The organism is Desulfolithobacter sp., assembly GCF_054025815.1.
The window spans coordinates 72013-92411 of sequence record NZ_JBPMMS010000020.1 but is presented as its reverse complement, the minus strand read 5'-3'; the positions used below and the strand labels follow the sequence as shown (position 1 = coordinate 92411).

19 protein-coding genes and 2 tRNA genes are annotated in these 20399 nt (G+C 57.6%); 11 read left to right on the top strand and 10 right to left on the bottom strand.

The annotated features are described in order from the left end of the window. Nucleotides 1-381 precede the first annotated feature (381 nt). The 5 genes from ACXJJY_RS05820 (at nt 382) to ACXJJY_RS05800 (ending at nt 5243) form a co-directional block, all read left to right on the top strand. Nucleotides 382-1149, top strand: coding sequence for a PEP-CTERM sorting domain-containing protein (locus ACXJJY_RS05820; protein WP_456385927.1), 768 nt, complete (start codon nt 382-384; stop codon nt 1147-1149). A gap of 211 nt (nt 1150-1360) precedes the next feature. Then, complete coding sequence (locus ACXJJY_RS05815) at nt 1361-2584, top strand: AmpG family muropeptide MFS transporter (protein ID WP_456385926.1); 1224 nt, start codon at nt 1361-1363, stop codon at nt 2582-2584. A gap of 106 nt (nt 2585-2690) precedes the next feature. Further along, complete coding sequence (gene cysS, locus ACXJJY_RS05810) at nt 2691-4154, top strand: cysteine--tRNA ligase (protein WP_456385925.1); 1464 nt, start codon at nt 2691-2693, stop codon at nt 4152-4154. A gap of 126 nt (nt 4155-4280) precedes the next feature. Then, nucleotides 4281-5081, top strand: a complete 801-nt coding sequence (amrB, locus tag ACXJJY_RS05805; protein ID WP_456385924.1) for an AmmeMemoRadiSam system protein B — start codon at nt 4281-4283, stop codon at nt 5079-5081. 88 nt (nt 5082-5169) lie between these two features. Next, nucleotides 5170-5243 (top strand) — tRNA-Gln (locus ACXJJY_RS05800). A gap of 172 nt (nt 5244-5415) precedes the next feature. On the opposite strand, the gene ACXJJY_RS05795 is transcribed toward ACXJJY_RS05800, so the two are convergent. From ACXJJY_RS05795 to ACXJJY_RS05780, 4 genes are all read right to left on the bottom strand, one after another. Further along, nucleotides 5416-5492 (bottom strand) — tRNA-Arg (locus ACXJJY_RS05795). A gap of 37 nt (nt 5493-5529) precedes the next feature. Next, nucleotides 5530-5862: an HNH endonuclease gene (locus ACXJJY_RS05790; protein ID WP_456385923.1), complete on the bottom strand. Its 333-nt coding sequence runs from the start codon at nt 5860-5862 to the stop codon at nt 5530-5532. A gap of 88 nt (nt 5863-5950) precedes the next feature. Then, entirely contained in the window at nt 5951-7279 is a 1329-nt protein-coding gene (locus tag ACXJJY_RS05785; protein ID WP_456385922.1) for a bifunctional folylpolyglutamate synthase/dihydrofolate synthase, read from the bottom strand. Between the two features lie 18 nt (nt 7280-7297). Continuing rightward, complete coding sequence (locus tag ACXJJY_RS05780; RefSeq protein WP_456385921.1) at nt 7298-9487, bottom strand: ATP-dependent helicase; 2190 nt, start codon at nt 9485-9487, stop codon at nt 7298-7300. Nucleotides 9488-9619: 132 nt separating this feature from the next. Here ACXJJY_RS05780 and ACXJJY_RS05775 point away from each other — a divergent pair, with 132 nt between their 5' ends. Continuing rightward, entirely contained in the window at nt 9620-10024 is a 405-nt protein-coding gene (locus ACXJJY_RS05775; RefSeq protein ID WP_456385920.1) for a pancreas/duodenum homeobox protein 1, read from the top strand. A gap of 118 nt (nt 10025-10142) precedes the next feature. On the opposite strand, the gene ACXJJY_RS05770 is transcribed toward ACXJJY_RS05775, so the two are convergent. Next, the gene (locus ACXJJY_RS05770) at nt 10143-11144 is read right to left on the bottom strand and encodes a GGDEF domain-containing protein (protein ID WP_456385919.1); all 1002 of its coding nucleotides are present in this window, start codon (nt 11142-11144) and stop codon (nt 10143-10145) included. Between the two features lie 302 nt (nt 11145-11446). Here ACXJJY_RS05770 and ACXJJY_RS05765 point away from each other — a divergent pair, with 302 nt between their 5' ends. From ACXJJY_RS05765 to ACXJJY_RS05755, 3 genes are read left to right on the top strand one after another with little or no spacing between them, the layout of a single operon-like run. After that, nucleotides 11447-12784, top strand: a complete 1338-nt coding sequence (locus ACXJJY_RS05765) for a DUF401 family protein (RefSeq protein WP_456385918.1) — start codon at nt 11447-11449, stop codon at nt 12782-12784. Then, nucleotides 12778-13845: a beta-N-acetylhexosaminidase gene (gene nagZ, locus ACXJJY_RS05760; protein ID WP_456385917.1), complete on the top strand. Its 1068-nt coding sequence runs from the start codon at nt 12778-12780 to the stop codon at nt 13843-13845. Before ACXJJY_RS05765 ends, nagZ begins: the two co-directional genes overlap by 7 nt. Then, nucleotides 13820-14230, top strand: coding sequence for an NINE protein (locus tag ACXJJY_RS05755; RefSeq protein WP_456385916.1), 411 nt, complete (start codon nt 13820-13822; stop codon nt 14228-14230). Before nagZ ends, ACXJJY_RS05755 begins: the two co-directional genes overlap by 26 nt. Nucleotides 14231-14253: 23 nt before the next feature. On the opposite strand, the gene ACXJJY_RS05750 is transcribed toward ACXJJY_RS05755, so the two are convergent. Beyond that, on the bottom strand, nt 14254-15165 hold the full coding sequence (locus ACXJJY_RS05750; RefSeq protein WP_456385915.1) for a GGDEF domain-containing protein: 912 nt from the start codon (nt 15163-15165) through the stop codon (nt 14254-14256). A 248-nt stretch (nt 15166-15413) separates the two neighbouring features. Here ACXJJY_RS05750 and ACXJJY_RS05745 point away from each other — a divergent pair, with 248 nt between their 5' ends. Both ACXJJY_RS05745 and ACXJJY_RS05740 read left to right on the top strand, forming a co-directional pair. Next, complete coding sequence (locus ACXJJY_RS05745; RefSeq protein ID WP_456385914.1) at nt 15414-15674, top strand: HP0495 family protein; 261 nt, start codon at nt 15414-15416, stop codon at nt 15672-15674. Next, complete coding sequence (locus ACXJJY_RS05740; protein ID WP_456385913.1) at nt 15671-16210, top strand: hypothetical protein; 540 nt, start codon at nt 15671-15673, stop codon at nt 16208-16210. The genes ACXJJY_RS05745 and ACXJJY_RS05740 overlap by 4 nt, the downstream gene beginning before the upstream one ends. On the opposite strand, the gene lpxB is transcribed toward ACXJJY_RS05740, so the two are convergent. The 4 genes from lpxB to ACXJJY_RS05720 form a co-directional block, all read right to left on the bottom strand. After that, nucleotides 16140-17672 carry a lipid-A-disaccharide synthase gene (lpxB, locus tag ACXJJY_RS05735; RefSeq protein ID WP_456385912.1) on the bottom strand — a complete coding sequence of 511 codons (1533 nt, stop codon included), beginning with the start codon at nt 17670-17672 and terminating at the stop codon, nt 16140-16142. The two genes, ACXJJY_RS05740 and lpxB, sit on opposite strands and share 71 nt — an antisense overlap. Nucleotides 17673-17677: 5 nt before the next feature. After that, a complete protein-coding gene (locus ACXJJY_RS05730) occupies nt 17678-18670 on the bottom strand; it encodes a Gfo/Idh/MocA family oxidoreductase (RefSeq protein WP_456385911.1) in 993 nt (330 codons plus the stop codon). 140 nt (nt 18671-18810) lie between these two features. Then, nucleotides 18811-19518 (bottom strand): ABC transporter ATP-binding protein, encoded by a 708-nt coding sequence (locus ACXJJY_RS05725; protein WP_456385909.1) that lies wholly within the window; start codon nt 19516-19518, stop codon nt 18811-18813. Next, on the bottom strand, nt 19511-20308 hold the full coding sequence (locus ACXJJY_RS05720) for an ABC transporter ATP-binding protein (protein WP_456385907.1): 798 nt from the start codon (nt 20306-20308) through the stop codon (nt 19511-19513). The genes ACXJJY_RS05725 and ACXJJY_RS05720 overlap by 8 nt, the downstream gene beginning before the upstream one ends. Between the last annotated feature and the right edge of the window lie 91 nt (nt 20309-20399).

The window sequence follows — 20399 nt, the reverse complement described above, 5'->3', positions numbered from 1 at the left end:
CTGGTGCCGCTCTCTGGAGCAGGCCCCCCTGTATCACGCCGGGCTCGCCTTTGAAGACGTCCGCCTGGCCTCCATGCTGGAAAAACGTCTCGGGGTTTCTTCTTCCTGATTCCGTTTTTCCGGAAATTCGTACACTGCGTATCTTGTTGATATATCGTTATATCCGTTTATCTTTTCCGTGATTTCCGTCTGATTCGTTCTCTTCCGTCTGGTTTTTCCGAAAAAATGGGAGGGGCGGTCCAGGTCAGCCGCTTTTTTCTCTCCACATCCTTCCTGGTTCTGATCTGTCCTCTTCCCATATAGATTTTTGTCCGGCTCGAGACGGATGAAACTCATGGTAAATTTTGTTTTATCAGTTGGTTGAGGGAGTAGTGGTGGGGCGTGGTTCAGGAAGAGCTTCTTTATGATTTGAATGTGGCATGCCATGTGCAAAAAGATAGAGTAACCACGTTGTCTGAAAGCTGGATTGTCTATAGTAAATTTTTAAAAAGGAGGGAAATCCTGATGAAAAAAATGTTTCTGACAAGCGCGGTGCTCGCCATCGCCGGGGTAGGTCTGGTAGCCGGGAGCGCACTGGCGACCTCCTTCAGTTCTACCGGCTATGTTGATCCCAATTATAATGATTCCTGGGATAGTGCTTATTTGACAGGAACGGCACTGTTCGAATTTTACATCGATGAAACCTGGCCAGAAGTTAACAGAGTGACAATCGAACTTGATGATGACATTTTTACAGGTATAGAGGCTTCTGATTTTACGGTATTAAATCCTGACGACTGGACAACGAGTGTCTATACAGGAACCAGTGGCAACGTATTTGAGATAAATATGGCAGGGGTTCTGGCCACCTCAGCAAACGATCCCATCCAGATAACGTTTGATTATACGCTTCTTGACGAAGACATGTATGATAGTGCGTCTGAAGGAGTGTCAGGAGGTTGGGTCTGGGATGAAGGACAGGCCTGGGGATTGGCGTACACATTAGACTATGGTGTCTATACTACTCATCATGGAGAAACTGTTTTTGCAGCCATACACAGTTCTTCAGGTTCTACTGCCCCTGTCCCCGAGCCGGCCACCATGCTGCTCTTTGGTACCGGTCTGGCCGGGTTGGCCGGAGTAGTTCGCAGGAAGCGGAAAAACAGCTGATAAATTCTGTTTGATGGCCTTCAGGCCGTCACGCTCAGAAAAACCGCCGCTGGCAGAGATGCCCGGCGGTTTTTTTATTGCCTTTTGGGCCCGGACAGAGCAATCTGCCCTGCAACTTGTGTTGAACAGTATCAGATAACCGCAGAGAGTATCCCCACAAAAGGATGCCAGGAGTGTCAGGTCCTTTTTTTCTTCGCGTCCTTCGTGAGTTATGAATTCCATGTTTCGCCTCATCTTCTCACCCCGCATGTTGGTTTCGCTGCTCATGGGGTTTTCCTGCGGGGTGCCGCTGCTGCTGACCCTGTCGGTGCTCCAGGCCTGGATGCGTGAGGAGGGGGTTGACCTGTCGGTTATCGGCCTTTTTTCCCTGGTCGGGCTGCCCTACACCCTGAAGTTTCTCTGGTCGCCGGTTCTGGACCGGTTCACCCTGCCGCTCTTTGGCCGTCGTCGGGGCTGGCTGCTGCTCTTTCAGGTTCTGCTGATGGTGGCCATTGTCGGGGTTGGGATGACCCGTCCTGCCGAGAATCCCTGGCTTGTGGCCCTGGCAGCGCTCCTGGTCACTTTTTTTTCCGCCTCCCAGGATATTGTGGTCGATGCCTTTCGCCGGGAAGACCTGGCCGATAATGAGCTGGGGCTCGGCTCTTCCCTGTACGTGAACGGCTACCGGGTCGGGATGCTGGTGGCCGGCAGCGGGGGATTGATCCTGGCCGATCATTTCTCCTTTCACCAGGTCTATCTTTTCATGGCCTTGTGCCTTCTGCCCGGGGTGCTGACCACGCTGCTCTGCCGGGAACCCGAGGTGGCCGAGGGCACGCCGACCACCTTCCGGGAAGCGGTGGTCCAGCCTTTTGTCGAGTATTTTCAGCGTGACGGGGCCCTGCTCATCCTGCTCTTCATTCTCCTCTACAAGATCGGCGACCAGATGGCCTCGACCATGACCACGCCCTTTTACCTCGATGTGGGGTTCACCAAGACCGAGATCGGCGCGGTGGCCAAGCTGTTCGGGTTCTGGGCCACCATCATCGGCGGCCTGGTTGGAGGGGTAATTCTGCTGCGGCTGGGTATTGTCCGCTCGCTGTGGATTTTCGGCATTCTCCAGGCAATCTCCACGGCCGGTTTTTCCCTCCTGGCCTTTATCGGTCCCAGCCTGGCCGGGCTGGCGGCGGTGATCGGCTTTGAAAATCTCACCGGCGGCATGGGCACGGCGGCCTATGTGGCCTACATGGCCTCGTTGACAAACAAGAAATTCACTGCCACCCAGTATGCCCTGCTGTCCTCGCTCATGGGGATCCCCCGGGTGCTGGCCTCGGCCCCCACCGGTTTCATGGCCGATGCCATGGGCTGGGGTGCATATTTTCTCTTTTGTGCTCTGGTCGCGGTGCCGGGCCTGTTGCTTCTGCGTTTTGCCCTGCCGCTCACTGCCAGGGCGCAATGAACCTTTCGTTTACGGCCTACTACTGGTATATATACTCCACTGGTGAAAAGCTGAGCAGAAACTGCTCCGCTCCGGACACTGAACTCATAACCCGTTACTCCCCATCATGCCTGTTAGAATATACAATACACTGACCCGGAAAAAAGAAGAACTCCGCCCCCTGGAAGAGGGCCATGTCAAACTCTATGTCTGCGGCATCACTTCCTATGATTACTGCCATATCGGACACGCCCGCTCGGCCCTGGTCTTCGATATGGTGGTGCGCTATCTTCGCTACCGGGGCTACCGTGTTACCTTTGTCCGCAATTTTACCGACATCGATGACAAGATCATCCATCGGGCCGCTGAGCAGGGGGTGGATTCCAGAGAATTGGCCCAGCGCTTTATCGATGAATTTTACACGGACATGGACCGGCTCGGTGTGCTCCGTCCGGATATCGAGCCGCGGGCCACCGAGCATATCCCGGAAATGATCGCGCTGATCGAGGAGCTCATCGAGCACGGCCTGGCCTATGCCTCTGGCGGTGATGTCTATTTCCGGGTCGGGCGGTTTCAGAACTATGGACAGCTCTCGGGCCGCAGCCTGGAGGATATGCAGGCCGGGGCCAGGATCGAGGTCAATGACCAGAAGGAACACCCCATGGATTTTGCCCTCTGGAAGGCAAGTAAACCCGGTGAGCCGAAATGGGCCAGTCCCTGGGGTGAGGGGCGTCCGGGCTGGCATATCGAGTGCTCGGCCATGAGCCGCAAGTACCTGGGCGAGACCTTTGATATCCACGGCGGCGGCAAAGATCTCATCTTTCCCCATCACGAGAACGAGATAGCCCAGTCCATGGGCGCCACCGGCAAGCCTTTTGCCAGGCTCTGGATGCATCATGGTTTTGTGACCATCAAGGACGAGAAGATGTCCAAGTCCCTTGGCAACTTCCTTACCATCCGCGATGTACTTGCGGCCTATGCGCCCGAGGTCCTGCGGCTCTTCATCTTTTCGACCCAGTACCGCAATCCCCTGGACTTCACCGAGGCTGCCATGCGGGATGCCGAGTCGGGCCTGGGACGGATGTACGAATGTCTGGCCCGGATAATGGCGCTACCTGATGGCAGTGCAGCGGCCCCAACTGTCACAGGCAAAAAGGACCGGCAGAAACTGATCTCCTTGCGGCAGCGGTTTGAATATGCCATGGATAATGATTTCAATACAGCCCAGGCTGTGGGACTGCTTTTTGACGCAGTAAAGACGCTCAACAAAATTACCCGCGCTCTGCCGGCCAGCCCGGCTGTGGACGATGTTGCGACCCTGCGCCAGGCAGCAGCGGATCTGCGTGAACTGGGTGGGATACTGGGGTTGCTGGGGCAGGATCCGGAGGCCTGCGTGGCGGCCAGGAAACAGGCCCTGCTGGACAGGCTGGACATCTCGGTCGAGGAGATAGAAGAACTCATTGCCCGGCGGACCGAGGCCCGTGAAAACCGTGACTGGGCCACCAGTGACGCCATCCGGGATAAATTACTCGGCTATGGTATCGAACTGCAGGACGGCCAGGATGGCACCACCTGGGATGTAACCTTATGATTTTCCGTCTTTCTCTCTTTAAACCTCGACACAGGCCCTGTGGGTGGTTAATTTTTGAATTGATTTTTGAATTGAACTCGGAGGTCCTGAAAAAGACGGGTTTACAAGGGAAAAGGGAGGTGTTGTATGACACGGATGCCTGCTGTGGCCGGTCAGTTTTATCCGGGTGATCCGGTATCGCTCGGCCAAACTCTGGGTCAGCTGATTCCACCGGTCAAGGAAAAAATCGATGCCCTGGCCGTGATTTCACCCCATGCCGGCTATGTGTACTCCGGTGGTGTGGCCGGCGCGACCTTTGCCCGGGTGAACATACCCCGGACCGCCGTCATCCTGGGCCCTAATCACCACGGCCGGGGCGAACCGCTGGCCCTCGGGGTCACGGACTGGAGCATGCCGCTGGGTCGGGTGGCCATCGAGCGTCGGCTTGCGGTTTCCATTCTCCGCCGCTCCGAGGTGATTGTCGATGATGATATCGCCCACCGTTACGAGCATTCCCTGGAAGTACAGGTTCCGTTCCTGCAGTATTTCCGGGATGATCTGAGGATCGTGCCCATCTGTGTCTCCCATGTTTCCTTCGCTGTCTGCGAGCAGGCGGCCCGAGACCTGGCCCTGGCTATCCGGGATTTCGGTCAGCCGGTCCTGCTTGTGGCCAGTACCGACATGACCCACTATGAGCCGCGGGAGAGTGCGAGCCGCAAGGACAGCACGGCCCTGGAACGGATCCTGGCCCTGGATCCCGCAGGGCTCTACGAGACCGTGCTCGCCAACCGGATCTCCATGTGCGGGGTCATTCCCACCACCATTGTCCTGCTCACCGCCATCGAACTGGGGGCAAGCCGGGCCGAGCTGGTCCGGTATACCGATTCCGGAGAGGCCAGCGGCGATACCTCCCAGGTCGTGGGCTATGCAGGGCTTGTGATCCGCTGATTTTCCCGGTAAAGGGTGGCGGACCGGTGAATTTTCCTTGACATCAGGGGCCAATAACTCTATTTTCTTGACCACCTTCCCGGTGAGCTGGGGGATGGTCTAAGGGTAAGACGGCAGACTCTGACTCTGCTTATCGGGGTTCGAATCCCTGTCCCCCAGCCATAATTTTTGCCTTTTCCCCTGTTTTTTCTTCTTTCTTCTTTCTTTTATCTTCTTTCTTTTTTCTGAATACCGCCAGGTCTGGCCAACGGCCAATATTCATCTTTTGGACGGTTTTCGATCAGGAAATAAAAAAAGGGATCCGAACATCTGTCCGGATCCCTTTTGTTTTTTATGGTGGGCGAGGCGGGATTCGAACCCGCGACCTCTGGCTTCGGAGGCCAGCACTCTATCCAGCTGAGCTACCCGCCCTTTAGGTTTGTGACCGTCTGTCGAGACGGGGCCTACCTTACTTGGTCGTCTGTTTTTTTTCAAGAGTTGTTTGTGATTCTTCCAAAGACTCCATGTATTCGTCCCATTCCACCGGCAGGGAGTTTTTTTTGCGGATATTGCACTCTTTGCAGCAGGGAACAAGGTTGTCCCTGGTGGAACGACCACCGCGGGACAGGGGGATTATATGATCCATGGTCAGGTTCCTGAACCCCACCTTGCGGCGGCAGTAATAACAGGTTCCAGAACTGGTCTTCTGCTGCCACCATCTGGTCTTGCGCAGGCTGCGTGCTTTGTTCCGCTCTGCCCGGATAACGGTCTCGTCAATGCCGTCAAGTCCATAGAAATCCATTTTTTGTCCTGTCTGTCCTGTTGAAGATTTTTCCCTGTCCCATGCGGCCTTTCGTTCTGAACAGCAGTTACAGAGCATCCGCAGCTTCTTATGGGCATAACTCACCAAGGAGAATCCTCCGGGCACCACCGACCAGGTAGAGGGAGCCACCAATACAGATCAGATCTGCCGGATCTGCCAGTTCCATGGCCAGATCCAGGCTCTCTGCAACCGAATCGGCTGCCCGTGTTTTATAGCGCAGCTCCGGGGGCAGGGCATCGAGGAGCTGGCTGGCGGTGGCCGAGCGTTCGCTTTCCGGCCGCGTGAAGATGATGTTCCGGGCCAGCGGGGCAATGACTTCCAGGGTCCGGCCAAGATCCTTGTCCGCCATGGCACCCCAGACAAGAATGAGGTCACGGTGGGTGAAATCCTCGTTCAGTGCCTGGCGCAGCGCTGCGACACCGGCCGGATTGTGGGCCCCGTCGAGAAGGAAATGGTGACCGCTCCCGTCGTCTGGGGCCGTTAAGAATATTTTGCCGTCCCGGTCGCGCCAGAATTCCTCCAGCCGTCCGGGCCAGCGGGTGGCGGCCAGACCTGCGCGGATATGTTTTTCCCGGACGTCGAATCCGTTTTTCCCAAGCAGCTGGATAGCCGCCAGGGCCATGGCCGCGTTACCGACCTGGTAGCCGCCTTTCATGGCCAGGGGCAGGTTGTCGAGCCGGTGGAGATCCAGGCCGTGGTATTGCCAACTGCGGTCCCGGCGGCTGGTCAGGACCCCCTGGAAATCACGTCCGGCCAGGTACAGGGGGGCTGACCTGGCGTTGCAGGTATCCTCCATCACCGCCAGGGGCTCCCTGTCTGCGACTCCACAGACCACTGGAATTCCCTGCTTGATGATGCCGGCCTTTTCCCGAGCCACCTGGGTCAGGGTGGTGCCCAGGTACTGTTCATGATCCATGGAGACATTGGTGATTACCGAGATCAGCGGCGTGATCACGTTGGTGGCATCGAGCCGGCCGCCCATGCCCACCTCAAGGATGGCCAGGTCCACTTTCCTCTCAGCGAACCAGCCCAGGGCCAGGGCGGTGGTAAACTCAAAATAGGTGATCTGGTTGCCGCCGAGGGCATCCCGGATCCGGGTGGCCTGGCGGGCAAATTCCTGCTCGCTTATGCACCGGTCGTCGATACGGAATCGTTCCCGTACGCAGCTTAAGTGGGGTGATGTATAGAATCCTGTCTTGTATCCGGCCCGGGTGAGGATGGCGGCCAGGGTGGCTCCCACCGAGCCCTTGCCGTTGGTGCCACCGATGTGGATGCAGGCAAGTTCCTGCTGCGGGTTGTCCAGCCGGTCCAGGAAATTGTGCATCGCTTCCAGGCCCAGCTTTATCTTGAAAAACTGCAGCTGGTCCAGGAAAGCCCAGGCGTCGTTGTAGTTCATGGCTGTTTTCTGTTTTTCTTACAGCTTGGGTTCCAGTCTGGCGTAATCAAGGTGGAGTATCTTGTCACCGTGGCGGTCAAAGGAAACCTCCACCCGCCTGGGACCGGGGATGGCTTTGATCCGGCCCTGGCCAAAGAAGGGGTGCTGGACCACCATGCCAACCTCGAATTTAACCAGGCCTCCTGCTTTCCTGTCAGCTGGCCGGGACCGGGGGATCGGGGTGTTCTCCATGGTGTGTCGCCGGGGTGATATTTCCCTGTTGTCGTAAAGTCCCGGCGCTATCTCCTGCAGAAAAGGTGACATGCCGGTCCGGGTCACTTTGCGGTCCGGGGTGACCAGTTCTCGGGGATAGGTGAGAAAGAGCTGTTTTCTGGCCCGGGTGGCGGCCACGTACAGGAGCCGCCGCTCTTCCTCCCAGGCCTCGCCCGGGACCGCGTTCTGGTGCGGGAAACGTCCCTCGGCCAGGCCTATCACGAAGACCACGTCCCATTCCAGTCCCTTGGCCGAGTGAATGGTGGAGAGGACCAGCCGGTCCTGGATCTCGCTGCCGGCCGACGACGGCCCGGTTTCGGGCGGATCCAGGGTGGTGTCATCCACAAAGGAGCGCAGATCGTCGTAGCCGTTGATCAGGACCTTGACCTGGTCGAGCTCCTTACGACGCCTGGGATAGTCATCGTAATAGATCTTTTCAAAAATCGGTTCATAATATTCCATGACCAGGTCAAACTGGCCACCCGGGGTCAGATCCGGCCGTCGCAGGTTGAGGAAAAGCTCGGTAAGCCGCTCAAATCCGGCCTGCCATCCCCGGGCCGGCCTGTACCTGGTCAGGGCCTCCATGGGGTCATCGGCCTGTTTGATGGTGGCCAGGATCTTCTGGGCTGTTTTGGGCCCAACCTTGTCCAGTTGGAGAAGTATGCGGTTCCAGGAGAGGTGATCCCACGGATTGACCAGCACCCTGAGGAAGGAGAGCGCATCCTTGATATGGGCCGATTCGGTCAGCTTGAGGCCGCCCCGTTTTTCGTATTCCACCGTGGAGGAGGTCAGCTCCATTTCCAGCTTGTAGGAGTGAAAACCGGAACGGAACAGGACCGCGATCTCGCTGATGTCGGTCCCTTCTGCGGTCAATTCCCTGATGGTCTGGACAATGAAACGGGCCTCGCTGCTTTCGTTGCGGGCCCCGAAGACCACCGGCCGGGTTCCGCCCTCCCGCGATGTGAACAGCTCCTTGGTGAATTTCTGCTGTGCCTTGTCGATGATGGCGTTGGTCAGAGAGAGGATGGGCTGGGTGGAGCGATAGTTCTCTTCCAGCTTGATGATCCGGGTCCCGGGAAACTGTTCGGGAAAGCGCATGATGTTGTAGAAATCAGCGCCGCGGAAACTGTAGATCGACTGGGCATCGTCGCCCACCACCATGACATTGTCATGCTCCGTGGCCAGCAGCCGGACGATTTCGGCCTGGATCAGGTTGGTGTCCTGGTATTCATCGACCAGGATGTGCTGAAAACGGCTGCAGATTTCATGGCGGGCCTCTTCGCACTCGGCCATCAGTCGCTGCCAGTTGATCAGCAGGTCATCATAGTCCATGAGCCCGTGATCAAGCTTGAACTGGGTGTAATGCCGGCGAATGGTGTGGATATCCTCAACAAACTCCGATAGATGGATGTGCTGTTCAAAGATCAGGTCTTCGATGGGGATGGCCTTGTTGATAGAGCCGGAGAGGATGTTCATGATCACCCGCTTGGAGGGAAACCGTTTGCCGGCTCCGGCCAGGCCCAGGGAGGATTTAAGCAGGTTGATGATCCCCTCTCCGTCGCCCCGGTCGATGATGGTGAACCCGGAACCGAACCCCAGGTGGTGACCGTACCGGCGCAGCAGCATGTTGGCGGTGGCATGGAAGGTGCCTCCGATGATTCGCTGACAGGACTGGCCGGTGAGCTGACCGGCCCGCCACATCATCTCCTCGGCTGCCCGGCGGGTAAAGGTCAGCAGGAGGATGGATTCAGGTTCCACTCCCTGCCGGATCAGGTGGGCCATGCGATAGACCAGGGTCCGGGTCTTGCCCGAGCCGGCGCCGGCAATGACCAGTACCGGCCCCCCCTCATGGGTCACGGCGGCAAACTGGGCCTCGTTGAGTACCTCCCTGCTGATGACCGATTCGGGATCGGTGGAATAGGGGGTGTTGGAATCTGAAAAGAGTTCACGCTGCATGGACCCGTTTGTACCATAGGGAGTCCCGCCCTGCAATGGTTGTTGACAGTTGCGGGGTAACAGTGTAGATTTGCTGCCAAAACAAAGCGATACTTCTTTGCGGGATATCTTTTATAAGGCGGGAGAGTTCTGATGAATACAGAGAAATTTGAGTCGATTTTTACGGCCGATACCCTGACCGGGCTTTTCGGCCCCGAGCGGACCAATGAATTTTTCGAGGCTCTGTTTGGTGATGCCGCGGAAGGGGCCTATGATATCAGGCTCAGCTTTGCGGGTTATGATCCTGAAAACAAGGTCCTTCGTTTTCACCTGGACCTGCATGAGCGCCCCGGCTGCTGTCTGGCCTGTAATCTGACCTATGGCCTGCCCGAGGTTTTTTCCCGCCACCCGATCATCAATATCAAGGGGCTCGTGGAGGAGATAGAGAAGAAACTGGCCGGAGAGGCGCGCTGCGAGAGTTGGAAACTTGGCTCTACAGTGCAGCAGAGCAAAAGCCTTCACTCCATTCCCCTGGAGATCAAGCTGCAGACCGCCTGACCTGCCATAACCGGGAAAAGTTCGCTGTTCCAGGGGCACGGAAACGGGGTGTGCCGAGGTCCGGTCCCCTGCTGCCCAGGCGCCTCAAAAGTTTTTTGTCAGGATCGTAAAGTTCTGTTCAGGCCTGGGCCACCCGGGAACGACCGGCCGCCTTGGCCTGGTAGAGCATGTCGTCGGCTTTTTCCAGCCATGTTTCGCGGTCCATGCCGGGCTCCCACGGCATGAGACCGATGCTGATTCCAAGTTTGTGGTCGCCGGCAGGGATCTGCAGTCCGGCCACCGCCCGGCACAGGCGCTGGCTCAGGTGCCGGGCCGCTTCGAGATCGGTGTCCGGAAGTACCAGGAGAAATTCGTCCCCCCCCATGCGGGCCAGCAGGTCGGTGGCCCGGATTTCCTGCTGCAGAACTGCGGCTACCTGCTGCAGTACCCGGTCCCCCATGAGATGGCCCATGGAGTCGTTGACTTCCTTGAAGTGATCCAGGTCCAGGGCCGCCAGGGTTAACGGGAAGTTGTGGCGACGGGCCCGTTCCATGATACACTCGATCTGTTCATCAAAGACCAGTCGGTTCGGAAGCCCGGTCAGGGCGTCCTTGCGAGCTTGTTCAAATATCTTTTCATAGTCCAGGGTCCGTTTCAGCGGCTCGGCCAGGATGGTCAGAGACTCGTTGATCAGCTCGATCTCTTCCGTCGCGATGCGGTTGTTTTTTCGGAGCAGGACGAGCAGGCTCTTGCAGTCCGGGGTGGAAAATCCCCAGGTGTGGGCAAAAAAGTTCTCAACCTGCAGGCAGCCCCGGGCTTCCGTGTCCCGCGAGGTCAGGAGTTGTTCGGCGATGTCGATAACCTGACGCCGGTCAGGGCCATGGCTGGAGCAGAACATGTGCATTCGCTGCCGGGTGAGGTTATGGTAGCCGATCAGCTCGTGGGGTACATACTGGGCGAGCCAGATGGAGTAGGCCTCGATCATGGAGGTCAGGTCCAGGATTCCGGCGATGTGTCCATACAGCTCGTTGACCTTGCGAAGCCTTTCCGACTGTTTGCGGTAATGGCTCAGCTCGCTGAGAAGTTCTTCCATCTCAGCCGCTCCGGTTTGATCAAGTTTGTCCATGTTGTGCTCGGGCATGGTGTGTTCCTGTTTCCGCCTTGCTGGGGTGTGTGTCAGAAAAACGTTTGTTGTGTCTTGTGTTATGCTAACACTGTGCCAGGCTTGATTGTTTTTTGTTTTGTGCTGTTGAGTCAATATGTTGGTGGTTGTTGCGTGGACGTTGGGCCAGGTTGAATAAATTTTTTTTTGGTTTCGTGTCAAAAGAATGACGATGTGTGCCCGGCCTTGGGAGCGAAGGAAACCTTAATCAATGCAGGAAAAAAAGAACCTCCCCTTGTGGAAACCAGTGCTTCGCGATAGAGAAGACAGGATGAAAGAGTGTGAAAACAGAGGGAGCAGGTGTGGGATCTGATTTTCTTTTTACCGTGGGGCCTGTGTCCAGGATCATAGTCGTTTTCTGTCTGATTCTCCTGGGTTGCAGGTTGCGGATTCCCATGGGGTGCGGGCTGGTCCTGGGCGGTTTGCTGATTGATTTCTGGGCCGGAAAAGGTGGCCGGGAGGTGACCGGTGACCTGGCCGGAGCCCTGGTCCGGCCAGAGCTCTGGTTTTTGCTCATAAACATTTCCCTGATCCTGGAATTTGGCTACCTCATGGCCTCGGAGAAAAACAGCGGGATTCTGCTGGCAACAGCTCGGAAGCTCGGTGGACGCCACGGCCGGGTACTGGGTCTGGTCCTGATCCCGGCGGTCCTGGGCCTTGTGCCCATGCCCGGGGGAGCACTTTTTTCAGCTCCGCTGGTTGGCGAGGCTGTCCGGGATCAGCGGGTGGAGCCGGCCTGGAAGGCCTCGGTCAATTACTGGTTTCGGCATGTGCTGGAGTACTGGTGGCCGCTGTATCCGGTTGTCATTATTTCTCTTTCCATTTTTACCCTGCCGGTGTGGCAGTATTTTCTCCTGATGATTCCCTTTACCCTGGTCAGCGTGGCAGCCGGCTGGTGGTTCATGCTCCGGCCAAAGATGAGACTGCTCGTTGTGGAGCCGGACGAAAAGGCGCACAATTCAGGTCGGATCGGCCTGGTCCTGCTGCCCATAATCCTGATTGTCCTGTGCACCCTCCTGCTGCCTCCCTTCGTGGAGCGGATGATCCCTGGCGGATCGGCCTCGCTGCACAAGCTCGTGGCCATGTTTCTGGGTCTGGTGGCAAGTCTGACCATGGTACGTCTGTGGTGGCACAATCCCGACGCAGGGGGGCCGGTTCTCTTTGAGCATATTTTTTCCGCCAAAACCCTGAGCGTGGTTATGACCCTCGGCGGGGTGATGATATTTGAGGCCATGCTCGAGGCCTCGGCCCTGTTACCGGCGGCCGGAAGAGAGCTTGGCGGGTCAGCCATCCCGGTCGAGGTCATCATCGGTTTTCTGCCGTTTCTGGCCGGGCTGGTCACCGGTATTGCCGTCGGCTTTGGCGGGCCGGCCTTTCCCCTGGTGGTAGGGTTGGCGGACGGTGACCCCGCGATCAGCCAGGGGGCCGCCCTGGTACTGGCCTTTGCCATGGGCTATGCCGGGATGATGCTCTCCCCGGTTCATCTCTGTTACGTGTTGACCAGACGATATTTTGTCACCGGAGTTCTGGAGACATACCGGTATCTGCTGCCCTGTATCCTGTCGGTGATACTCTGGGGAATTATTGTTCACGCTGGTATGCGGATGATGTCATGGTAGGGTCTGTGCTGGAAAGATCGTCTCTGGGGCAGATGTTCATGGTTGGTTTTGATGGCTGCCGGCTCGACGAAGACCACTCGCTGCGGGAGGTCATTGAACAGCAGCGGGTGGGCGGAGTGATTCTTTTTGACCGCAATGTGGACGGCCGGCGGCAGAATATCCGTTCTCCTGCTCAGCTCAAGGCTTTGACAGCTTCGCTTCACGATCTTGCCCCTGATTATCTGCTTGTTGCCGTGGATCAGGAGGGGGGACGGGTTTGCCGCCTGAAGGAAAAAGACGGTTTTCTGCCCTCATGCACTGCGGCCGAACTTGGCTGCCACAAGGCTGATCCCCATGGTCCGGTCCTTGCCATGGCCATGGAGTTGCGGGAGATGGGGATCAATCTTAACCTGGCCCCTGTGGTCGATCTTGATATATATCCGAAAAACCCCATTATCGGCCAACATGGCCGCAGTTTTGGCGCTGATCCGGATCTGGTGGTCGCCAGGGCCCGGGCCTTCATCCAGGCACACCATCGGGCCGGGGTGGCCTGCGCCCTCAAGCATTTTCCCGGTCACGGCAGCTCCAGGGGGGACACCCACCTGGGGTTTGTCGATGTGACCGACACCTGGCAGGAGAAGGAGCTTGATCCCTTTGCCCGCCTGATAGATCTGGGCCTGGCCGACTGTGTCATGACCGCCCACGTGGTCAACCGGCGTCTTGATCCCGACGGGTTGCCGGCCACCCTGTCAGCACCGATCCTGACCGGCCTGCTCCGGCAGCGGTTAGGTTTTGACGGGGTTGTCGTTTCCGATGATCTGCAGATGGGGGCCATCACCGGGCAGTGGAGCTATCGGGAGGCGGTGCAGCGGGCCGTGCTGGCCGGGGTGGATCTGCTCATTGTCGGCAACAATCTGATCCGGCAGTTGGACGCGGTGGCGGAGGGGGTCCTGGCGATAGAGGAACTGCTTGACCGGGGTAAACTGGACGTTGCCCGCATCAGCCGCTCTCTCGGGCGGATTGAACAGTTAAAGAAGAACATACAGGAGAGGTTTCATGGAGCCGAAACAGCAAACCCATAATCTGATTGTGGGGTATATACTCTGGGCCTTTGGCTTTCTGGGGGCCCATCGTTTTTACTTCGGCAGGCCCATTTCCGGGACTGTCTATTTTTTCACCCTGGGCCTGTTTCTCATCGGCTGGGTCGTGGATCTTTTTCTCATTCCCAAAATGGAGCGTGAGGCGGAGATCCGCTACATTCCGGGGCCGATTGATTACAACGTTGCCTGGCTGCTCCTGGTGTTCCTCGGTTTTTTCGGGATCCACCGCATGTACATGGGCAAATGGCCGACCGGTATCCTGTATCTGCTGACCGCCGGCCTCTTCGGTATCGGCTATATCTATGACATGTGGACTCTGAACGATCAGATTACCCTGATAAACGGCCGGGCAGGGGGAGGAAGTTGAGTTAGTGTCTGTCCGGAAATGAGTCAGAACTCCGGGCAGAGGTGGATCTGGTCGCCGCCAAGTTCCCTGGCCCGGTTCAGGCACAGCTCGGCAGCGCGCAGCAGGCTTGCCGGATCGGGATGCTGCTCCGGTCGGTGGGGGTCGAAGCCGGTGATACCAATGGTGACCTTGAGCCGGAAGGATGGTGCGTCTTCGGGGAGTTCGAATTCGTCGAACAGATTGCGCAACCGGTCGGCGACGATCCGGGCCCCCTGGACGGACGTTTCCGGGAGTACGATCAGGAAACAGGCCCTGTCCCGGCGGCATATCCAGTCGAGCTCCTGTCTGGTCACGTCCCGGGCCGCCTGGGCAAATCCGGTCAGTATTCTGTCCCCGGTGCGGTGACCATACTGCTCGTTGATCTGCTGGAACTGGTCGATATCGCAAAGCAATAGACCGATATGATGTCTGTACCTTCTGGCCCTGAACAGTTCGAAGGCGAGCTTTGTTTCGGCCACGGCGTGAATGTAACATCCGGTCAGAGCGTCGATACCGGTCAGTGCCCGGATTCTCTGCCGCATCTTTTGTTCCCTGGCGAGGAGCCTGGCCTGGGCCATGGCCCGTTCAATGACCAACTCCAGCATATCGGGCTGGCAGGGCAGGGGAAGCAGAGAGAAGAGGTCCCAGCGGTTGATCGCTTCCACCCCCGGGGCAAGTTCGTTTCGGGCTACCAGGACGATGAAAACTGATCGGCACAGGTTGCGGGCCTTGTGGAAAAACTCTTTTGCCCCCATGTCTGTCAGCTTCAGGTCGGCGAGGATCAGGTCGAACGGTTGCGGCAGTTCGAGAAGGGAAAGGCCATCCTTGCCGGTCCGGGCGAGGGAAACATCGCACTCCCCGAGATGAGTCTGGAGCTCTTTTTGGTGGCGGCTGACGATGAGAATGCGCGGTTTCATGGCTCTTTCCCTGGCTGGCCCAGCAATGGGCGGATTTTTTCATGCGATTTTTAACAATTGTGACAACCGATTATATTGACGCATAGTATAGCATCTGACATCACAAAAGAGTAAGCGAATCGTTCCGCGCTGGATGCAGGGGGCATTCGACCCGCTCTCGAACGCTCACCGGTTCAGGATATATAGACATTTTTCCGGTTGTCATCGCATACGGCCTGCGTTATAAGCCGGTTATGGAAAAGATACCCATGCAGAACAATTCCTGCAAACCGAAGATCGATTATCCCTGTGTCTGGCAGTATACGGTTATCGGCATGGACCGGGGAGCGGTCCGGGCCGCAGTCCTTGAGCATGTAGGCGATGTGGAGATTTCCCTGAGCGATTCCATGGTCAGCAGTGGCGGGCGCTATATCAGCATGAAGCTGGAGTTGACCGTGTACAGCGATTACCAGCGGCTGAGGCTCTACGAGGTGCTGGCCGCTCATCCTGATATCAAGGTGGTGCTGTGAGCGAGTTGAGTGAAGGTGTTCGGGAAGGGGACGGCGAGCGCATCGACAACCGGGTGATACCGGTCATGCGTGAGGCCATTGCCACAGTTCAGATGATGCTCTTTGCCGAACTCAAGGACGACGTGATGGCCCGTTATCAGGACTGGCCCGAGCAGGACCGTAAACGGCTGGTCGGGGCCATTGTCAACGATGTGTTCGGTTCCCCGGCGGTGGACGGCGAGGCCTGGGAGTTTGCCCGCCGCCACCTGCTGGTTCTGGAAGAGGAGCTGAAGTCGGTGGCGGGTCGCGTTCCCGATCTGCTCGATATCCTCACCGATGCCCTGCGGATGCAGACCATCTGCGATAACCAGGAAGGGATTCATTCCATCCCCACCTTGCTCCGGGCCCGGGAAGTGGGCATTCTCCAGCAGGAGCGTCCTCTGCCCATGCCCTCCACCTTCATGATCCATGTCCGCAACCGGGCGGTCAGGTATGGTCTGGTCGCGCCGATGCAGACTCCTGATCCATCTTCCCCTGCCGAAGATCCACCAGCGTAGCGCCCCAGGAGCCGCCATCCTCCCCGGCCAGGCGGAAGCCAGCCACCTGTTCGTGATGTTCAAGAACACTGTGGACAATGCGCCGCAGTACACCCTTGCCCTTGCCGTGGATAATCCGGACCTGGTAGATGTCCCGTCGTCGGCACTCTTCCAGGTATTCGCATACCACCTCTCTGACTTCCTCGGGACGAAAGGCGTGCAGGTCCAGGGTCCCGTCGATGACCAGGGGGACCGCGGTGGTTTCATCGTCCCGCTTCAGATCCTGTCGTCTGTCTTTGACACACTGTCTGTCTCCGACACCCTGCTCAAGAAGTTGCAGGGCGATTTTCGCCGCCCGCTCCGAGGCCCCGGGGCTGCCAAGCTTGTTCCGCACTTCGGTCAGCCCGGCAAGCATAGTCCGGCGACGGGGGGAGTCTTTTAGCAGCGGCCAGACTTCCCGGGCAATGTTTTCCGGGGTGACCTTGTCCTGGAGCAGCTCCGGGATGATCTCGCGGCCGCCGATGAGGTTGACCAGGGAAAAATGGTCCAGCCTGATAAGCAGCCGGCCCAGCTGATAGGTGCGCGGTGAAAGGCGGTAGCAGGTTACCGTTGGCACTCCGAGGATGGCCAGTTCGAGCGTTACCGTCCCCGAGGCGGCAATGGCTGCGTCACAGGCAGCCATCAGGTCATACCGGTTCTCTTTGATGATCCGGATGTCCAGCTCCCCCCGGTAACGTGCCACACCGCATTTTTCAAGCAGTTGCCTGGTGATGGTTGGGGCCTGGGGAAGGACAAAGGTGATGTTGCTGTGGTCGAGTTTTCGGGCCGCGGCGAGAAAATCCGGCAGCAATGACCGGATTTCCCTGTAGCGGCTGCCCGGCAGCAGACCGATAATCTTCCGTGATTCTTCAATGCCCTGCGTGGCCAGGAAAACGCTTCTTTCCATGGAGGGGTAAACATTGTCCACCAGGGGATGGCCGACAAAGTCCACCTCTATCCCGCGTTTGGCGTAAAATTCTTTTTCAAAGGGGAGAATGACCCCGATCCGGTCGGCAAGCCGGCCTATCTTCCGAACCCGCCCACTGCGCCAGGCCCATACCTGTGGACTGATGTAATAAAAGATGGGGATGCCGAGCTTTCTGGCTCTGGCACCAAGCATGAGGTTGAAGTCAGGGAAGTCGATCAGGATGAGAAGTGCCGGGTGCCTGGTTTCCATGGCCCGGATCAGAATGCGGCGCGCCCGCAGGATATCGCCCAGGTGGCTCATTATCTCGGTGAGCCCGACCACGGAGATCCTGGCGGCGTCGTAGAGCATTTCCACACCGGTCCGTGCCAGTGCCTCGCCACCCATGCCGCAAAAGGACAGTTCGGGCCTCTGGCTGCGCATTGCTTCGACCAGCCTGGCGCCGTGCATGTCGCCCGAGGCCTCTCCGGTCACGATCATGACCGGCCCCGAGGTGTGTGCTGACGAGCGTCCGGTCAAGGAAATCAGCTCTCCAGGCCGGAAAAATCCGCTTCATCGCCCAGTATCTCCTCGATCCGGGCACGGTTTTCATTGACCTGGGCCACCACCTGCAGGGCCACGGACAGGGCCCGCCGACCTTCCAGACCGGAGACCCGGGGGCGGGAGCGATCCCGGACATTGTGGATAAAATCCCTGAGTTCCATCTCCAGGATGTCCTGGTCCTTGAAGCCATATTTCCTGATTTCGGGCAGGGGCAGTCCGTTCCGGTCTCCCTTTTTCAGGCGGATGGCCATGACTTCCTTTTTACTGAAGTCCACCGACAGATAGGTGCCGGGCTGGAAGATGCGCATGCGGCGGATATTGTCCATGGATATGCGGCTTACCGTCACGTTGGCTGTGCAGCCGTTTTCAAAGATGAGCCGGGCATTTGCTATATCGGTGAGGGATGTGATGACCGGTGCTCCGACGGTGTGAATGGTCTTGATGGGGGCTTTGATGATGGAGAGAATGATATCGATGTCATGGATCATCAGGTCCAGGATCACATCCACGTCCGTGCCCCGGTTTTTGAAGACCGAGATACGGTGGGCCTCGATGAAAAGCGGGTTGTGCAGCAGGGGCTGCATGGCCATCACCGCAGGATTGAACCGCTCCAGGTGCCCCACCTGCAGGACCCGGTCGTTTTTTTCGGCCAGATCGATCAGCTCGTCCGCTTCCTCGATCGTGGTGGTGATCGGTTTTTCCACCAGCACGTCGAGGTTGTGCTCCAGGCATGCCATGGCCACTTTGTGGTGATGTACCGTGGGCACGACAATGGAGACCGCATCGACCTTGCCGGGCAGGTCAAGATAATCGGTGAACGCCTGGGTTCCACATTCCCTGGCCACTTTTTGGGCCTGGTCCGGATTGACGTCGACCACTCCGACAAGGTCAACATCCTCCATGGCCGCATATTTCTGGGCATGGAACCGGCCAAGATAACCGACTCCGATTACGCCAACCCTGATTTTTTCCACGCTACGTCCTCGTAATATCACAAATGTTCACGGTTACCGGTAAACCGTTGACGATTGGTCTGATTCCCGCGCACCAGCCGCGTTTGCACGTACGGCTCTTTCCCTGTTTCCACAGGATTTGCCAACTGTCAACCGCAGGGTTAAATTCCGAGATAGGCCTTTTTGACATCCTCGTTGGCCAGGAGGGCGCGGGCATCATCGTGCATTGTTATCCGTCCGGTTTCAAGCACATATCCCCGGTCCGCCACCTTCAATGCCAGATTGGCGTTCTGTTCCACCAGGAAAATGGTCGTGTTATGCTCCTTGTTGATTTTCTTGATGATATCAAAAATCTGCAGGGTAACGAGCGGGGCAAGCCCCATGGAAGGTTCATCGAGCAGCAGCAGTTGCGGTCTGGCCATCAGGGCTCGGGAAATGGCCAGCATCTGCTGCTCTCCCCCGGAAAGGTTGCCGCCAGGCTGGTTTCTCCGCTTGGCCAGGATAGGGAAGAGGGTGTAGATATACTCAAGATCTTCTTTGATCCCCTGTTTGTCCCGGCGTAGAAAGGCGCCCATGTCGAGGTTTTCCGCCACTGTCAGATCGGGAAAGATATGGCGCCCTTCCGGTACCTGGCAGATACCAAGGGCGACAATTTTGTCCGGCGGCAGGTTGTGGATGGGATTGCCGCGGAAAGTTATCTCGCCGGAGCGGGGCGGGACAATGCCGGAGATGGACATGAGGGTGGTGGACTTACCGGCCCCGTTTGCTCCGATCAGGGTGATGATCTCGCCTTCCTCCACCGACAGGCTGATGTCGTGCAGGGCCTGGATGTTACCGTAATAGGTGTTTATCTTTTTTATTTCAAGCATCGGTCACGTCCTCACCAAGATAAGCCTTGATCACGTCGGGGTTGGTCCGGATCTCTTCCGGAGTGCCCTCTGCGATTTTCTTACCGTAATCCATAACAAAGATATGGTCCGACAGGCTCATGACCAGCTTCATGTCGTGCTCGATGAGGAGGATGGAAAGGCCATCGTCACGTATCTCCGATATCAGGTCATCAAGTTCCTTGGTTTCCTGGGGATTCATTCCCGCTGCCGGTTCATCGAGCAGGAGGAGAATGGGCTCTGTGGCCAGGGCTCGGGCAATCTCCAGCCTCCGCTGGGCTCCGTAGGGCAGGTTCTTGGCAAATTCGTTGACCCACGATTCAAGGCCCATCTTTTCCAGGATGGAATAGCTCAGCTCGACGATCCGGCGCTCTTCCTCCCGGGTTCTGCGGTCGCGGAAGATGGCGCCCAGTACCTTGGCCCGGGTGCGGCAGTGGCGGGCGATCATGACATTTTCCAGCACGGTCATGTTGGGAAAGAGTCGGATGTTCTGGAAGGTTCGGGCCAGACCCTGCTGGGTTATCCTGTTTGGCTTGAGCCCGTTGAGGCGCCTGGTTTTCCGGCCGGGTGGCGTCAGGAGCAGGTCGCCGCCGGTGGGCTTGTAAATCCCGGTCAGACAGTTGAAGAAGGTGGTTTTGCCTGCGCCGTTTGGTCCGATCAGGGCCACGATCTCTCCCTCTCTGACCTGCAGGTCCAGGCTGTCCAGGGCCCGGATTCCCCCAAAGTCCATGGTCAGTCCGGTTACTTCTAGGATCGGTTGTGATGTTGTCATGGTTGGTTTGGTCGACTTGCTTGCTGTCTTTTATGGCTATCCACCCCGGTGTTTACTTGGAGCGGGGGGATCATCATGGGTTCGTGCGCCC

Excerpts from the sequence above, each read along its gene's own strand:
- ACXJJY_RS05815 (WP_456385926.1), top strand. The coding sequence starts at position 1,361 with ATGAATTCCATGTTTCGCCTCATCTTCTCACCCCGCATGTTGGTTTCG.
- cysS (WP_456385925.1), top strand. The coding sequence starts at position 2,691 with ATGCCTGTTAGAATATACAATACACTGACCCGGAAAAAAGAAGAACTC.
- amrB (WP_456385924.1), top strand. The coding sequence starts at position 4,281 with ATGACACGGATGCCTGCTGTGGCCGGTCAGTTTTATCCGGGTGATCCG.
- ACXJJY_RS05790 (WP_456385923.1), bottom strand. The coding sequence starts at position 5,862 with ATGGATTTCTATGGACTTGACGGCATTGACGAGACCGTTATCCGGGCA.
- ACXJJY_RS05785 (WP_456385922.1), bottom strand. The coding sequence starts at position 7,279 with ATGAACTACAACGACGCCTGGGCTTTCCTGGACCAGCTGCAGTTTTTC.
- ACXJJY_RS05780 (WP_456385921.1), bottom strand. The coding sequence starts at position 9,487 with ATGCAGCGTGAACTCTTTTCAGATTCCAACACCCCCTATTCCACCGAT.
- ACXJJY_RS05775 (WP_456385920.1), top strand. The coding sequence starts at position 9,620 with ATGAATACAGAGAAATTTGAGTCGATTTTTACGGCCGATACCCTGACC.
- ACXJJY_RS05770 (WP_456385919.1), bottom strand. The coding sequence starts at position 11,144 with ATGCCCGAGCACAACATGGACAAACTTGATCAAACCGGAGCGGCTGAG.
- nagZ (WP_456385917.1), top strand. The coding sequence starts at position 12,778 with ATGGTAGGGTCTGTGCTGGAAAGATCGTCTCTGGGGCAGATGTTCATG.
- ACXJJY_RS05755 (WP_456385916.1), top strand. The coding sequence starts at position 13,820 with ATGGAGCCGAAACAGCAAACCCATAATCTGATTGTGGGGTATATACTC.
- ACXJJY_RS05750 (WP_456385915.1), bottom strand. The coding sequence starts at position 15,165 with ATGAAACCGCGCATTCTCATCGTCAGCCGCCACCAAAAAGAGCTCCAG.
- ACXJJY_RS05745 (WP_456385914.1), top strand. The coding sequence starts at position 15,414 with ATGCAGAACAATTCCTGCAAACCGAAGATCGATTATCCCTGTGTCTGG.
- ACXJJY_RS05725 (WP_456385909.1), bottom strand. The coding sequence starts at position 19,518 with ATGCTTGAAATAAAAAAGATAAACACCTATTACGGTAACATCCAGGCC.
- ACXJJY_RS05720 (WP_456385907.1), bottom strand. The coding sequence starts at position 20,308 with ATGACAACATCACAACCGATCCTAGAAGTAACCGGACTGACCATGGAC.